Below are 14,563 nucleotides of genomic sequence, written 5' to 3' on the forward strand. Positions count from 1 at the left end.
GGTCCCGCTCACATAGCCGTGAATGTCGCGTTTCAGTGGCCCAGCACCCGGACCAGCGTCAGCACCAGCACCCCGGCCGCCAGCGCCCCGAGACCGAGGATCCGGCGCCATTCGTTCGGCAGCCGCGCCAGCAGCAGCAGCGCCTCCTCGATCCGCCCCGGCGCCAGCGCGAAGACCAGTCCCTCGACCACCAGAACAAGTCCGATGGCCTGGAACGCGGTCTGCATCACTGCCCCGCGGCCGGCGCCGCCGGCGCGGGTTTGGCGACGCCCATGTCGCTGTTGAGATAGTTGAAGAACTCGCTCCTGGGCGTCAGGACGATGGTCGAGTTGTCGCCCTTGAGCGCCTTCTCATAGGTGCTGAGCGAGCGCGTGAAGGCGAAGAACTCCGGGTCCTTGCCGAAGGCCTCGGCATAGATCGCGTTGCGCTTGGCGTCGGCCTCGCCGCGGATCACGTCGGCCTGCTTCTGCGCCGCCGAGGTCAGCTCGACCGCGGTCCGGTCGGCGGCGGCGCGGACGCGCTGCGCCGCCTCCTTGCCGCGGGCGACCTCGTCGGCGGCCTCGCGCTCACGCTCGGCCCGCATCCGGGCGAAGGTGGCCGAGAGGTTCTGCTCGGGCAGGTCGGTGCGGGTCAGGCGCACGTCGATGACGTCGACGCCCAGCGCATTGGCCTCGCGCTTGGCCAGATCGCGGATCCGGTTCATCAGCGGGGTGCGGTCCTCCGACAGCACCGCGTTCGACGGCACCGAGCCCAGCACCTGGCGGGTCGAGGCGTTGAGGATGTTCTCGAGCCGCCGCTGGGCGAAGCCGATGCCCTGGGTACCCGTCGCCTCGCGGAATTTCACCAGATCGGTGATGCGCCAGCGGGCGAAGGCATCGACGACCAGACGGCGGTCGTCGAGCGGCGTGACCTCGAGCGGCTGGGTCGGCAGGCCGAGAATGCGGCCGTCATAGCGGACCACGTCCTGAATGAAGGGGATCTTGAAGCCGATGCCCGGCGTCTGGACCACCTGCTTGACCTGGCCGAACTGCAGCACCAGCGCCTTCTGGCGCGGATCGACGATGAAGATCGACGACAGGCCGACGGCCAGCACGATCAGGGCGGCCGGGATGATAATCGCTGTCTTGCGCATCAGTTGCCTCCCGTGGCGCTGGTATTGGCGGAATTCGCCGCGCTTGCCATGCCGCTCGCCGCCGCGTTGCCGGAACGCGACGAGAGCGACGCCTTGGTCTTGGGCAGCAGGTCGTTGAGCGGCAGATAGGGCACCACCCCCTGGCCGCCGCCGCCGTTGCCGGTGGTGACGCCGTCGAGGATGACCTTGTTCATCCCGCCCAGCACCGAGCCGATGGTGTCGAGATACATCCGCTTGCGGGTGACCTCGGGCGCCTTGACGTATTCCTTGTAGATCGAGTCGAAACGGCTGGCCTCGCCCTCGGCGATGTTCACCACCTGGGCGCGGTAGCCCTCGGCCTCCTCCTGGACCTGCGCCGCCTCGCCGCGGGCCGCGGCCAGCGCCTTGTTGGCATAGGCGTCGGCCTCTTTCTCGAGCCGGTCCCGCTCCTGCTGCGCGGCCTGGACCTGGCGGAAGCTGTCGATCACTTCCTTGGGCGGGTCGGCGCTGTCGAAGTTGACCCGGATCACGTTGATGCCGGCATTGTAGCTGTCGAGCGTCTTCTGCACCGAGGTCCGCAGGTCCTGGGCGATGACGCCACGGTCGCGGTTGAGGATCGGCGCCAGCTCGGTCCGGGCGATGATGTCGCGCATCGCCGATTCCGAGACCGCGCGGATGGTGTCGGGCGGATCGGCGAGGTTGAACAGGTACTTGGCCGGATCGGCGATGTTCCAGACGACCTGGAAATGGACATCGACGATGTTCTGGTCGCGGGTCAGCATCAGCCCGTTGTCGCCCGAGGCCGCCCGGCCGCCGCCGATATCGGTGGTGCGCTCGCCGGTGACCGGGATCACCTCGGCGGTCATGAAGGGCCAGGGCGCGAAGTTCAGGCCGGGATCGCCGATGCCGGCGAACTTGCCCAGCAACAGCTTGACCGAGCGTTCCTCGGGCTTGACGGTGTAGAACGAGCTGTAGCCCCAGACCGCCAGCAGCGCCAGCGCCCCCAGCGCGACGCCGCGCATGGTGAACATCGGGCCGCCGGAGCCGCCGCCGCCCACCGGGCCGCGCGGCCCGCCGCCGCGGCCGCCCATCAGCACACGCAGCTGCTCCTGGCCTTTCTTCATCAGCTGGTCGATCTCGGGGATCTGCGGCCCCTCGCCCGGGCGCCGCCCGCCGCGATCGTCGCCGCCACGGTCGCCGCGATCATCGTCGCCGCGGTTTCCGCCCCCCTGGCCGCCGCCGCCCCAGGGTCCACCTGTGTTGCCTGCCATCTGGCTTCCTTTTCCCTTTCGCAAGTCGCCTCAACTTAGGGTGAAAATTGGGGACTTGCCTGTGAAATTCAACCTTTGCGCACCGGGGTTTTCATCGTCACCAGTTCTTCCGACATGGTCGGGTGAACGGCCACGGTGCGATCGAAATCCTCTTTGGTCGCGCCCATCTTGATCGCCACCGCCGCCAGCTGGATCATCTCGCCCGCCTGCGGCGCGACGATATGGCACCCCAGCACCTTGCGGCTTTGCTGGCTGACGATCAGCTTCATCAGCACCCGGTCCTCGCGGCCGGCGAACAGCGTCTGCATCGGCCGGAAAGCGGCGCAATAGACCTCGATCGGCTCCTGCTCGCGCGCGGCCTCCTCGGTCAGGCCGACCGAGCCGAATTCCGGCTGGGTGAAGACGGCGCTGGCAACGAGATCGTGATCGGCCGTGGTCGGCACGCCGGCGAAGACGGTGCGGGCGAAGGCCTGGCCCTCGCGGATCGCCACCGGGGTCAGGTTGATGCGGTCGGTGACATCGCCGACGGCATAGATCGAGGGCACCGAGCTCTGGCTGTAGGCATCGACCTCGACCTGGCCGTTGCGGCCCAGCCTGACGCCCAGTTCCTCGAGCCCGAGCCCGGCCGAGTTCGGCACCCGGCCGGTGGCATACATCACCGCGTCGAATTCGCGGTCGTGGCCGTCGGTCGAGACGACGCGGATGCCCGTGTCGGTCTTCTCCATCCGGATCACGTCGGTGCCGCAATGGATCGCGATGCCGCTTTCGCGCATCGCCTCGGCGACATGGCCGCGGGCCTCGTCATCGAAGCCGCGCAGGATCTGGGCGCCGCGGTAATATTGCGCCACCTCGATGCCGAGCCCGTTGAGGATGCAGGCGAATTCCGAGGCGATGTAACCGCCGCCGACCACCAGCGTCCGCTTCGGCAGCGCATCGAGCTTGAACACCTCGTTCGAGGTGATCGCCAGTTCGGCGCCGGGGAAATCGGGGATGAAGGGCCGGCCGCCGGTGGCGATCAGGATATGCGCCGCGGTGACGGTCTCGCCCGAGGCAAGGCGCACGGTATGGGCGTCTTCCAGCACCGCGCGCTCGTCGAAGATCGTCACCCCGGCGCCGTCGAGCCCGCTGCGATAGGCCTTTTCCAGCCGGTTCAGCTCGGCATCCAGTTTGGCGCGGAACACCGACCAGTCGAAATCGCCGATCTGCGCGTCCCAGCCATAGGCGCGGGCATCCTCGACCGCCGAGGGGTATTCCGAGGCGAAGACCATCAGCTTCTTGGGCACGCAGCCGCGGATGACGCAGGTGCCGCCCATGCGGTATTCCTCGGCCAGCGCGACGTTGGCCTTGCCCTCGGTCGCGGCGATGCGGGCGGCGCGCACCCCGCCAGAGCCGCCGCCGATGACGAAGAGGTCGTAGTCGAAAGTCATTCCGTCACTCATCCAGGTCGGCGAAGATATTGTCGCTGTCGGCGAATTCGATCCGTTCCTCCGCCGTCGTGCCCTCGTTGATGTCGCGCAGCTCGACCTTGCCGTCGCCATGGCCGATCACGACGACGTCGCAGATGTCGATGAACAGACCGTTCTCGACGACGCCGGGGATCTGGTTGAGCACCAGCGCCAGCTGGCGGGCATTGCCGATCCGCTGCAGGTGCAGGTCGACGATGTAGTTGCCCTCGTCGGTGACGAAGGGCGCCTCGCCGTTCATCCGCAGCGAGGCCTCGCGGCCGAGCACGTCGAGCCCGACCAGCGTCTCCTCGATCAGCGCCTTCGAGGTCTGCCAGCCGAAGGGCACGACCTCGACCGGCAGCGGGAAGGCACCGAGCTGGGCCACTTCCTTGGCGACATCGGCGATGACGATCATCCGGTCCGAGGCGGTGGCGACGATCTTCTCCTGCAGCAGCGCCCCGCCGCCGCCCTTGATCAGGTTGAGATTGGCGTCGAACTCGTCGGCGCCGTCGATGGTGAGGTCGAGCCACTTGGCCTCGTCCAGCCCGAGCACGGTGATGCCGCATTGGCGGGCCAGCTCGGCGGTGCGGCTCGAGGTCGGGACGCCGGTGATCTTCAGCCCCTCCTCGCGCACCCGCTCGCCCAGGCAGCGCACCATCCAGGCCGCGGTCGACCCGGTGCCGAGGCCGAGGCGCATCCCGTCCTCGACGAAATCGACAGCGCGCCTGGCGGCGACGAATTTCGCCTTGTCGATGGGAGAGAGTTCAGCGGCCATGTCGGTCTCCTTGGAAATCGCTGGTTTCGCTTATAGGCAATCCGCACCGCAGGGGCGAGGGGGCAATTGCCGCGGTGCCGCGATGTGAAGGCGCCGGCTTGCCGGTTTCAGGGTTGCGCCGGGGCCGGACGCTCGACCGGCCGGGCCAGTGCCCGCTCGCGCCAGACGATGTAGAGCCCGGCGGCGATGGTCAAGCCGATCCCGGCCAGCGCGAGGCCGTCGGGGAAATCGCCGAAGACGACGAATCCGGTGATCGTGGCGAAGGGGATTTCCAGGTATTGCATCGGCGCCAGGGTCGAGGCCGGGGCGAAGCGCAGCGACCAGGTCATGAACAGATGGGCGAAGGTGCCCAGCGCGCCCAGCAGCACCAGCAGGTGCCAGGGCTGGGAGGCCGTCAGCAGCGGCCCGACCGGGGGCAGGCCGATATGCCGCCCCAGCAGGCTGAGCGGGATCAGCAGCACGCAGGCGACGAGGCCGCTGACCGCCTGCAGCGCCACCGGCCCGGCCTCGCGCGAGACCTGGCGCGTCACCAGCATGAAGAAGGCGAAGATGACGGCGACGCCCAGCGGCAGCAGCGCCGGCGGCCCGACCTCGGCGAAGCTTGGCTTGATCACCAGCAGCGTGCCGACGAAGCCGACGACGCAGGCCATCAGCCGGCGCGAGCCGACTTCCTCGTTCAGGATGAAGCGGCCGAGCAGCAGCATGATGAAGGGCATGACGAAGGCGATGGCGACGGCATTGGCCAGCGGCAGGAAGCGCAGAGCCGAGATCATCGTGCCGATCCCGGCGATATGCAGCAGGGTCCGCAGCACGGTCAGCCGCAGCCCGCGCCGGCTGAGCCGCAGGCTGTCGCCGGTGGCCAGCACCAGCGGCACCAGGATCACCGCCTGGGCGACGAAGCGCAGCGTCACCAAGTGGATCAGCGCCACCTGGCCGCCCAATACCTTGGCCGTCGCGTCCCCCATGGTGGCGAGGGCGCAGAAGACGAGCATCAGCAGGATGCCGAGAACGGGGCGGTCACTGGTCATGACGGGGACGATAGAGGCGGCCGCGCGGGGGCGCAATCGGGGATAGGGTGACCCAGAGGCACTTGGCAGAGCGAAGACGTGACCGGCCCGCTCGCGGGGTGGCCGGCATGCTCAGAGGCGCGCCGGTCGCCCTAGAACCGGGCCTTCCGCCGACACGACGCAAGCAGGGCGAGCGCCTGCTCGTGGGATGGCGCTCGCAACCTCAGAACGGGGCAGTTTATGCCGGCCAAGCCCCTCCACGATAGGAGCGTCGCGCGCAGTTCCCCAAAGCGCCAGCCCGTCACGCCAAAGGCATGCCGACGATACGCGGCGCACCTGCGGTGCGACGGGACGGACAGGCGCTCGCCCTGCGCGGTTCCCGCGCGCACCGGGCGGGAAGACACCAGGCCCAAGACCGCACCTCCCGCCAAGCGCTCCGAGACCGCTCAAGCTCGCCCGTGATCCACTAATCCCCCTCAGCAGTTCGGCACGTTCACCGCCAGCCCGCCGAGCGAGGTTTCCTTGTATTTCTCGTGCATGTCGTGCCCGGTCTGGCGCATGGTCTCGATCGCCGCATCGAGGCTGACCAGGTGCTTGCCGTCGCCGCGCAGCGACAGCGAGGCGGCGGACACCGCCTTGATCGCGCCCAGCCCGTTGCGCTCGATGCAGGGCACCTGGACGAGGCCCTTCACCGGGTCGCAGGTCATGCCGAGGTGATGCTCGAGCGCGATCTCGGCGGCGTTCTCGACCTGCTCGGGGCTGCCACCCAGCACCGCCGCCAGCCCGGCCGCCGCCATCGCCGAGGCGCTGCCGACCTCGGCCTGGCAGCCGCATTCGGCGCCCGAGATCGAGGCGTTGTGCTTGCACAGCCCGCCGATCGCCGCCGCCGTCAGCAGGAAATCGGGCACCCGCGCCGCGCTCGCCCCCGGCACGTGGTCGAGCCAGTAGCGGATCACCGCCGGCACCACCCCGGCGGCACCGTTGGTCGGCGCCGTCACCACCTGTCCGCCGGCCGCGTTCTCCTCGTTCACCGCCATGGCATAGACGCTCATCCAGTCGTTGATGACATGCGGGGCCGTGAGGTTCATGCCGCGCTCGGCCTCCAGCGCCTCGTGGATACCCCGCGCCCGGCGCCGGACGTTGAGCCCGCCGGGCAGGATGCCGCTGCCGGCCAGCCCGCGGTCGATGCAGGCTCCCATCACCTGCCACAGCCGCGCCAGCCCGGCCTCAATCTCGGCCTCGCTGCGGAACACCCGCTCGTTGGCGCGCTTCATCTGGGCGATGGTCTTGCCGCTTTCCGCCGCCATCGCCAGCATCTCGGCCGCGGTCTGGAACGGGAACGGCACCGGCGAGCGGGCATTGTCGGCCTTGGGATCGCGCGCGGCCAGTTCCTCCTCGGTCAGCACGAAGCCGCCGCCGATGGAATAGAACACCTCCTGCATCAGCACGTCGCCCTGGGCGTCGGTGGCCGACAGGATCATCGCGTTGGCATGGCCGGGCAGCGCCGGGCCGTAATCGAAGCTCAGGTCCCGGGCCGGGTCGAAGGCCAGCTCCGGCAGGCCCGGCGGCGTCACCCGACCGCTGGCCCTGATCCCGGCCAGCGCCGCCTCGGCCTTGTCGGCGTCGTAGCGCTCGGGGTCGAAGCCCGCGAGGCCGAGGATCGTCGCCCGGTCGGTCGCGTGCCCGACCCCGGTGAAGGCGAGCGAACCGTGCAGCGAGGCCTTGAGCCCGGCCGGGTGGAACGGGCTGCCGCGCAGCATGTCGAGAAAGCGGCCGGCGGCGACCATCGGCCCCATCGTGTGGCTCGAGGACGGGCCGATGCCGACCTTGAAGATGTCGAAGACCGAAAGAAACAAGGCGCGCTCCTGCTGTTCGCGGCGGAGAGTGCGGCGGGCCGGACCGGATTGCCAGACCGAAAGCGACGCTTTGCAGCCGAAACGGCGCGGGCGCGTCGTCGCAGCCCGCGCTCAACGCCCGCCAGCCGCGCCCGGCACCTGCCGGAAGGCGCGCGCCGCCTCCGGAAGCCGCTCCAGAACCCGTTCGAAATCCGCCGCGTCGACATGTCGGCGCAGCGCCCAGGCGACATCGCCGATCACCGTTTCCGGGCAGAAGTTGTGGTTGCGCCGGACGTCGCGGGCCGCGCGCATCATCTGCTCCCGGTCGGCGAAGGGCACCGGCATCACCGGCAGCCAGCCGGCAACGAAGATCGCCCGCAGCACCGCCGGCGGAAGACCCGGAAGACGGCATCGGCGCAGGTATAGGCGACATTGTCCGATGGCGTCCCCAGTCGCTCGCGCGCATCGGCCAGGTAGGCGCGAAATTCCTCGGTGGCATGGCGATAGGTGAAGGGCATCGGCATGGTGGCAATATGCCCCGACCAAGGGACAGATGCAGCCCCTAGCCTTTCTTCTTTGCCCCAATACTCCACGGGGGTCCGGGGGTGTGAAACCCCCGGCCTTGCCCTCAGGTCGCGCTGCCCTCTGGCGGTTCCGCGTAGCCCGGCGCCGAGAAGGGTGTCGGCCCCAGCCCCTCGGCCTCGGCACAGCGCCGGGCGGCCGGCCGCGCCTCCGCCGCCTCTGCCAGTGTCTTGAGCGCGGGCGTGTCGTCAAGCCGGAACCAGCCGGTCCCGCCCCGCGGGTAGAGCGCCGCCCAGCGCATCAGCCCGGCAAGGTAGCAGGACAGCACCGAGGGGGCCTCGGGCGAGAGCCAGTCCGGCGCCTCCGCCGCCACGACGTCGAGCAGGCCGAAATGGCGCGCGATCCGCCGCCCGGCGATGGCGTGGAAGCCCGCTTCGCAGCCCGGCGGCGCATAGCGTTCGGGATAGAACAGCTGGCGCAGGTCGGCGTGGAGCGTGTTGGCGGTGAAGAACAGCCACTTGAGGAAGGCGCCGCGCGCCGGGTCCAGCGGCGCCGGGGCCAGCGCGCCGTGGCGTTCGGACAGCCAGAGCAGGATGGCGCCGGTCTCGAAGATCGGCCCGTCGGCGGTTTCCAGCACCGGGATCAGTCCGGCGGGGTTGAGCGCGCGATAGGCCGCCCCCTCCTGTTCCCGCGCCGCCCGGTCGACCAGCCGCGTCTGGTAGGGCGCGCCCAGTTCCTCGAGCGCGAGGCGGACGATCAGCGAGGCATTGTCGGGCGCGTAGTGCAGCAGATACATCGGCGGTTCCTTTCGGGCATCTGGTGACCGGTTTGGCCGCAGCGCAAGCCGGCGGCGCGCCGGAAAGCGACCCCGGCCGGATCAACCGCGCCGCGAGAAACGTCTCGACATTGCGCCGCCCGCCCCTGGACATGGGGCATCTCCGGACAGGGCCAGATCCATGCCCCTCGACTCCGGCTTCGCCTTCGTCGCCGCCCTGCTGCTCTGGGTGGCGATCCCCGGCCCCGGCCTCCTGATGGGGGCGGCCGCGCGCTTTCCTGCGGCGTCCGCTCCACCCTCGGGCTGATCGGCGGCATCCTCTTGGGGAACGTCTTCTACATGGCGCCGGTCTTCCTCGGCCTCGCGGCGCTGGGGAAATTGCCGGGCGAGTTCTTCGTCGTCGTCCGCATCCTCGCCGCGCTCTACCTGATCTGGCTCGGCATCGCGCTGTGGCGCAAGCCGCCCGGGAAGCCGCAGGCGCCGGCCGCGGCCCAGGGCGACCGGGGGGAAGAGCTTCCTGACCGGCTTCGGCCTGACGCTCGGCAATCCCGAGGCGATCCTGTTCCATCTCGGTTTCCTGCCGACCTTCTTCGACCTGCCCCGGCTGTGGGCGCTGGACGCGGTGGCGATCATCGCGATCTTCGTCGCCATGCTCGGCACCGCCTTCGCGCTCTACGCCCTCGCCACCAGCCGCGCCGGCGCCGTCTTCGACAGCCCGGCCCGGATGCGCCGGCTCGACTGCGCCTCCGGCAGCCTGCTGATCGGCGCCGGCGGCGTGGTGCTGCTGAAGCGCGCCTTACGGGACCGCTCTCGATGGGGCCGCCGAGGAGCGCCCCAGGGGCAGCCTGCCTCCGGCGGGGATATTTTTTGAACAGAAAGTGAGGCGCGCGCACCTCCCCCACTTTCTGCTCGAAAATATCCTCGGGGAGCGCGAGGGGCAGACAGCCCCTCGCCCTTTCCTGCGCACCATTGCCCAGGCGCAATGGCGGCGGGGCAAACGCTCCCCCGCCTTTCGTCCCCGAACATCCAAACCCGTCCCCGCGATGTCGCAAACCGGACGGACTTGGCACCGCGCCGGCCCTATCCGCGGCGGATGAGCAGCACCGACCGCATCCCCCTCGGCATCGCCTTCATGCTGGGCTTCTGCGCCCTGGCGCCGATGATCGACGTCTCTTCCAAGCTGGCCGCGCAGAGCGTGCCGGTGGGCGAGATCACCCTGGCCCGCTTCGTCGTCCAGGCCGCGCTGATGGCGCCGCTGGTCTGGTGGCAGGGCCAGAGCTTCCGGCTGCGCGGCCGGGCGCTGCAGCTCACCCTGCTGCGGGCCGCGGTCTCGATCCTGTCGACCTATTGCTTCGTCGCCGCCGTCCGGGTGATGCCGATCGCCGACGCGCTGGCCATCGTCTTCGTCGAGCCGTTCCTGATCCTCGGCCTCGGCTGGCTGATCTGGCACGAGCAGGTCGGCCCGCGCCGGATCGTCGCCTCGGGCGTCGGCTTCCTCGGCGCGCTCCTCGTGATCCAGCCCAGCTTCGCCACGTTCGGCGCCGTCGCCTTCTTCCCGCTCGGCACCGCGCTCGGCTTCGCGCTCTATATCCTGATCACCCGGCAGTTGGCGCCGCTGCAGCACCCGATCGAGATGCAGTTCCACACCGCCTTCGTCGCCATGGCGCTGTGGGCGCCGGTGATCTGGCTGGCCAAGGGCAGCGGGCTGCCGGCGCTCGACCCGGTGCGGCCCGAGGGCTGGGCCTGGGCGTTCCTCATCGGCGTCGGCGGCTTCGCGACGCTGTCGCATATCCTGATCGGCTTCGGGCTGCGCTTCGCCCCGGCAGCGACGCTGGCGCCGCTGCACTACCTCGAGATCGTCAGCGCGGCGACGGTCGGCTACCTGTTCTTCGGCAATTTCCCCGACGCGCTGACCTGGGCCGGGATCGGCGTCATCGTCGCCTCGGGCCTCTACATCATCCACCGCGAACGGGTGCTGGCAAAGCGCCCGGCGCCAGCGCCCGCACCGCCGCTGCCAGCTGGCCCCGCGGCAGGATCACCAGCATCCGCGGCGCCGAGAAGCTGAGCCGCACCTCGCCGGCGACGACCCGGTTCGAGGTCCCGACCCGGCCGTCGGGCGCGAACTCGAGCCCCTCGATCGGCCATTCCAGCCCGGCGCTCTCGCCCTTGACCGGGGCGAGCGGGAACAGCGACAGCCGGCTGCCCTTGCGCAAGTGCAACGTCAGGTCGCGCGGCGCCAGGAAGCACAGGTCGCTGCCGCCGAGCAGGATGCAGGCACGGTCGGGATGGCGCGCCAGCGTGTTCAGCGCCGCCAGGCCGTGGTCGAAGCGCGGCCCCCAGAAGCCCAGCCCGAGCACGAAGGGCGCCGAGACATGGCGCAGCGCCTTGTCGAAATCCGTGGTTTCCTGCTCGTCGATGCGATAAAGACGGTCGGGGGGAAGGGTTGTCCGGGCCGCCGGCGTGAGCGAGTCGAGATCGCCGATCACCGCCTCGGGCGCGTGGCCCAGCGCCAGGGCCCGGTCGGCGCCGCCATCGGCCGCCACCAGCCGCGGCGCCAGGGCCAGGGCGGCCGCCAGGGCGGGCTTGGTTAACGCGCCGGCGCCAACCAGGGTGACCCCTGCGGGTGATTGGACAATCGCCTGTGTCATGCTTTTATTGTTCCCAAATAAGGCAAAGCGCCACGGTAACGGCCACATTCAATCCTTCAAAAGACCCCGTTCTGTCCACGGAAATGAACATGAACAAGGTAAATTGGACCGGATTGGTAACGGCAGAAAGCGAGCGTATCGATGGTCGGAGATAGTAAGATCCTCACAGTCTCCTATGGTACCTTTTCCTGCACGCTGGAAGGGTTCGAGGAACCGTTTTCGACGATGAAGGCGATCGCGGAGTATTTCCGCGACCTGGCCGCGGACGACCGCTATTTCGGCGCCGAGCCGCCGACGCCCGACGCCAACATGCTGCATCAGATCGCGGAACGCGAGATCCAGCGCCGGGTCGAGGCGAAGATCCAGGAGAACGGCGTCATCCTGCGCGCCGACGAGGGCCACGCCCTGAGTGCCCCCGCCGCTCCGGCCGCCGCTACTCCGGTCCCCACTACTCCGGCCCCCGCGGCCGAGGCGCCCCAGCCTGCCACGCAGCCTGCCCCGCATCTGGCCCCGCAAGCTCGGTCGGCCGCCGGCCAGCCCGAGACGGCGCGCCCCGTGCCCGCCGATACGCTGCGCCCCGAGCCGCTGGCCGAGCCGCATCCCCGGCCCGCCGCCTTCGCCGCGCCCGAGGACGAGAGCGAGAACCGTCCCGCGGCCACGAGCGACGACAGCGTCGCCGCCAAGCTGCTGCGCATCCGTGCCGCCGTCACCCAGGCCCGTGCCGCCAGCCCGGCGCCCGGCGCTGCGCCGGCTGTTTCTGCCCCTGAAGCCGTCCCGTCCGATGAGGCTTACGAGGAGGAAGCAGCCGACCTCGTCGCCAGCCCCGCGCTCTCGGCCCGGATCGCCGCCACGGAAACGCCCGCCGAGGAGACTCCGGAGGAGGAACCGGTCGCCGAAGCGGCGCAGGAAGCCGCCGAGGAAGCGCCTCTGGCTGCCGAGGCCGAGGAAGAAGCCGTCGAGGAAGCTCCGGAGGAAGAGCCGGTCGCCGAGGCGGCGCAGGAAGCCGCCGAGGAAGCGCCGCTGGCTGCCGAGGCCGAGGAAGAAGCCGTCGAGAAAGCTCCGGANGCCGAGGCCGAGGAAGAAGCCGTCGAGAAAGCTCTGGAGGAGGAGCCGGTCGCCGAGGCGGCGCAGGAACCCGTCGAGGAAGCGCCGCTGGCTGCCGAGGCCGAGGAGGAAGCCGTCGAGAAAGCTCCGGAAGAGGAGCCGCTCGCCGAGGCGGCGCAGGAACCCGTCGAGGAAGCGCCGCTGGCTGCCGAGGCCGAAGACGCGGAGGCCGCCGAGAAGGAAGCCGCGGCCTTCCAGGCCCTGGACGCCGCGGTCGGTGGCTCGCCGTCGCTGAAGGACCGCATCGGCAACCTGCTCTCGGTCCTGGGCCAGCAGAAACCCGGCCCCGAGGAAGCGGTGGAGGAAGAGGCTGCCGAAGAGCCTGCGGCCGAAGCCGAAGCGCCGCAGGGGGCCGAGAGCGCCGCAGCCGAGGAGACTGTCGAGCCGCAGACCATCGAGGCCGAAGAAGGCACCGCCGAGGAAACCGCCGCCGAGGAAACCCCGCTTGCGGCCGAGGCCGAAGCGCCCGAAGCCGAGGCACCGGAGGCCGCCGAAGAAACCGCTGCCGAAGAGGCGCAGCCGGAAGGCCCCTCGGAGAAGGCGCAGCGCGCCCGGGCCCGGGTGATCAAGGTGCGCCGGATGGACAGCATCGCCCCGGGCGCGCCGTCGGCCGCCGAAACGTCGGCCACCGAGGAACCGGAGACCGAAACCCCGGCCGCGCAAGCCGTGGAGCCGGAAGCCCCGGTGGCCGAAGCGCCCGTAGCCGAAAGCACCGAGACCGCTGCCGAGGCCGCGGGGGAAACCGCCGCCGAGACGCCCGCCACCAGCAGCCTGTCGCCCGAGGACGAGGCCGATCTGCAGGCCGAGCTGGACGCGGTGGCCCGCGAGGCCGCGGCCCAGCGCCGCGCCGACCGCCCCGGCCGCTCGATCCTCGAGAACCGGGTCGAGCCCGAGGACGACGCGATGAACCGGCTGCTGCGCCAGACCAATACCGAGCTGGCCGGGCCCGAGAACCGCCGCCGGCTGGCCACCATCGCCCATCTCAAGGCCGCCGTCGCCGCGACCCAGGCCGACAAGACCCGCGCCTCCGACAACGCCCATGCCGCCGAGGCGACGATGAATCGCTACCGCGACGATCTCGCCAAGGCCGTGCGCCCGCGCCGGCTGCGCTCGGAAGGCCGCCACACCACCGCGCGCCCGCAGGCGCCCGAGGATCGGCCGGCGCCGCTGGTGCTGGTCTCGGAGCAGCGCATCGACCGCCCGGCCCCGGGCAGCGAACACGGCCCGGTGCGCCCGCGCCGCGTCACCAGCGGCAACCTCGCCGTCAGCGAGGAGGAGCAGGAGGACAGCGCCCTGCTCGCCGACAGCCACAGCTTCGCCGAATTCGCCGAGCGGATCGGCGCGACCGAGCTGCCGGACCTGCTGGAAGCCGCCGCCGCCTATTCCGCCTGCGTCGAGGGCCGCGAGAACTTCACCCGGCCGCAGATCATGCGCTTCGCCGCCAGCGTCGGCAGCGAGAGCGAGACGCCGTTCAGCCGCGAGGCCGGGCTGCGCAGCTTCGGCACGCTGCTGCGCGAGGGCAAGATCAAGAAGGTCAAGCGCGGCCAGTTCGCGATCGCGGACTCGTCCCGCTTCCTGTCCGAGGCGCGCAAGGTCGCCCACTGAAGACACCGCTATGCTCGTTTCGGTAACGAGTGCCGGGCGGAGAGGGCGACAGCCCGCTCCGCCCGTTTCCTTTCTTCAGACCCCGCCCCTTGCCGGACCCGATTGCGCGCACCGGGGGGCGCTGCCCCCGCCCGTTCCGGGCTCCCCCGGGATATTTTCGCTCAGGTGAAAGGACGCGGAGGCGCCGGCGTCTTCCGTAGCCGAAGAGCCCTGCCGGCGGCGCTACTTCGGGCGCGGGTCGTCGCGCGGCGCGTCGGGATCGGGCTGGCCGACACCGCGGAAAACGAAGCGGAACGGCAGCGCCCAGAGGAAGCCGAGCCCGACATAGACCGCCAGCTCGACCAGGAAGGACGGCCGGTCGAACAGGTCGACGACGGTCACCGCCGCGACGATGTAGGCCGGCAGGCCGATCAGCAGGATGACGAGCGACCAGCGCCGCCTGGCCTTGTAGGAGAGCGCCATCGC

At 70.4% G+C, this 14,563-nt stretch carries 15 protein-coding genes and 1 pseudogene; 4 read left to right on the top strand and 12 right to left on the bottom strand.

Annotated elements, in window-relative coordinates:
• Nucleotides 1–32 precede the first annotated feature (32 nt).
• From ACFOES_RS01290 to ACFOES_RS01335, 10 genes are all read right to left on the bottom strand, one after another.
• Complete coding sequence (locus ACFOES_RS01290) at nt 33–227, bottom strand: DUF2065 family protein (RefSeq protein WP_377831190.1); 195 nt, start codon at nt 225–227, stop codon at nt 33–35.
• Entirely contained in the window at nt 227–1,132 is a 906-nt protein-coding gene (gene hflC, locus ACFOES_RS01295; RefSeq protein WP_377831192.1) for a protease modulator HflC, read from the bottom strand. Before hflC ends, ACFOES_RS01290 begins: the two co-directional genes overlap by 1 nt.
• Nucleotides 1,132–2,382 carry an FtsH protease activity modulator HflK gene (hflK, locus tag ACFOES_RS01300; protein ID WP_377831196.1) on the bottom strand — a complete coding sequence of 417 codons (1,251 nt, stop codon included), beginning with the start codon at nt 2,380–2,382 and terminating at the stop codon, nt 1,132–1,134. The genes hflC and hflK overlap by 1 nt, the downstream gene beginning before the upstream one ends.
• Nucleotides 2,383–2,450: 68 nt before the next feature.
• Complete coding sequence (gene gor / locus ACFOES_RS01305; protein ID WP_377831524.1) at nt 2,451–3,809, bottom strand: glutathione-disulfide reductase; 1,359 nt, start codon at nt 3,807–3,809, stop codon at nt 2,451–2,453.
• Between the two features lie 4 nt (nt 3,810–3,813).
• Nucleotides 3,814–4,602 (bottom strand): ribose-5-phosphate isomerase RpiA, encoded by a 789-nt coding sequence (rpiA, locus tag ACFOES_RS01310; RefSeq protein ID WP_377831198.1) that lies wholly within the window; start codon nt 4,600–4,602, stop codon nt 3,814–3,816.
• A gap of 107 nt (nt 4,603–4,709) precedes the next feature.
• Nucleotides 4,710–5,630, bottom strand: coding sequence for a DMT family transporter (locus ACFOES_RS01315; protein ID WP_377831202.1), 921 nt, complete (start codon nt 5,628–5,630; stop codon nt 4,710–4,712).
• 455 nt (nt 5,631–6,085) lie between these two features.
• Nucleotides 6,086–7,465 (bottom strand): L-serine ammonia-lyase, encoded by a 1,380-nt coding sequence (locus ACFOES_RS01320; RefSeq protein WP_377831204.1) that lies wholly within the window; start codon nt 7,463–7,465, stop codon nt 6,086–6,088.
• Nucleotides 7,466–7,576: 111 nt separating this feature from the next.
• Entirely contained in the window at nt 7,577–7,828 is a 252-nt protein-coding gene (locus ACFOES_RS01325) for a DUF2267 domain-containing protein (RefSeq protein ID WP_377831207.1), read from the bottom strand.
• Nucleotides 7,789–7,962: a hypothetical protein gene (locus tag ACFOES_RS01330; RefSeq protein WP_377831210.1), complete on the bottom strand. Its 174-nt coding sequence runs from the start codon at nt 7,960–7,962 to the stop codon at nt 7,789–7,791. The genes ACFOES_RS01325 and ACFOES_RS01330 overlap by 40 nt, the downstream gene beginning before the upstream one ends.
• 110 nt (nt 7,963–8,072) lie before the next feature.
• The gene (locus ACFOES_RS01335; protein WP_377831212.1) at nt 8,073–8,762 is read right to left on the bottom strand and encodes a glutathione S-transferase family protein; all 690 of its coding nucleotides are present in this window, start codon (nt 8,760–8,762) and stop codon (nt 8,073–8,075) included.
• 160 nt (nt 8,763–8,922) lie between these two features.
• Here ACFOES_RS01335 and ACFOES_RS01340 point away from each other — a divergent pair, with 160 nt between their 5' ends.
• The 4 genes and pseudogenes from ACFOES_RS01340 to ACFOES_RS01355 all read left to right on the top strand — a co-directional run bounded on the left by ACFOES_RS01340 (nt 8,923) and on the right by ACFOES_RS01355 (nt 10,806).
• The gene (locus tag ACFOES_RS01340) at nt 8,923–9,048 is read left to right on the top strand and encodes a hypothetical protein (RefSeq protein WP_377831214.1); all 126 of its coding nucleotides are present in this window, start codon (nt 8,923–8,925) and stop codon (nt 9,046–9,048) included.
• Between the two features lie 14 nt (nt 9,049–9,062).
• A pseudogene (locus ACFOES_RS01345) lies at nt 9,063–9,155 on the top strand (hypothetical protein); the annotation flags it as partial.
• A 118-nt stretch (nt 9,156–9,273) separates the two neighbouring features.
• A complete protein-coding gene (locus tag ACFOES_RS01350) occupies nt 9,274–9,612 on the top strand; it encodes a LysE family translocator (RefSeq protein WP_377831525.1) in 339 nt (112 codons plus the stop codon).
• A 222-nt stretch (nt 9,613–9,834) separates the two neighbouring features.
• Entirely contained in the window at nt 9,835–10,806 is a 972-nt protein-coding gene (locus tag ACFOES_RS01355) for a DMT family transporter (RefSeq protein ID WP_377831217.1), read from the top strand.
• On the opposite strand, the gene ACFOES_RS01360 is transcribed toward ACFOES_RS01355, so the two are convergent.
• Nucleotides 10,697–11,389: a thiamine diphosphokinase gene (locus ACFOES_RS01360; RefSeq protein ID WP_377831221.1), complete on the bottom strand. Its 693-nt coding sequence runs from the start codon at nt 11,387–11,389 to the stop codon at nt 10,697–10,699. The two genes, ACFOES_RS01355 and ACFOES_RS01360, sit on opposite strands and share 110 nt — an antisense overlap.
• Before the next feature lie 2,931 nt (nt 11,390–14,320).
• Complete coding sequence (locus ACFOES_RS01370) at nt 14,321–14,560, bottom strand: DUF2842 domain-containing protein (RefSeq protein WP_377831228.1); 240 nt, start codon at nt 14,558–14,560, stop codon at nt 14,321–14,323.
• Nucleotides 14,561–14,563: the final 3 nt, after the last annotated feature.

The sequence above is a fragment of the Acidimangrovimonas pyrenivorans genome, assembly GCF_042643245.1.
GTDB lineage: Bacteria > Pseudomonadota > Alphaproteobacteria > Rhodobacterales > Rhodobacteraceae > Acidimangrovimonas > Acidimangrovimonas pyrenivorans.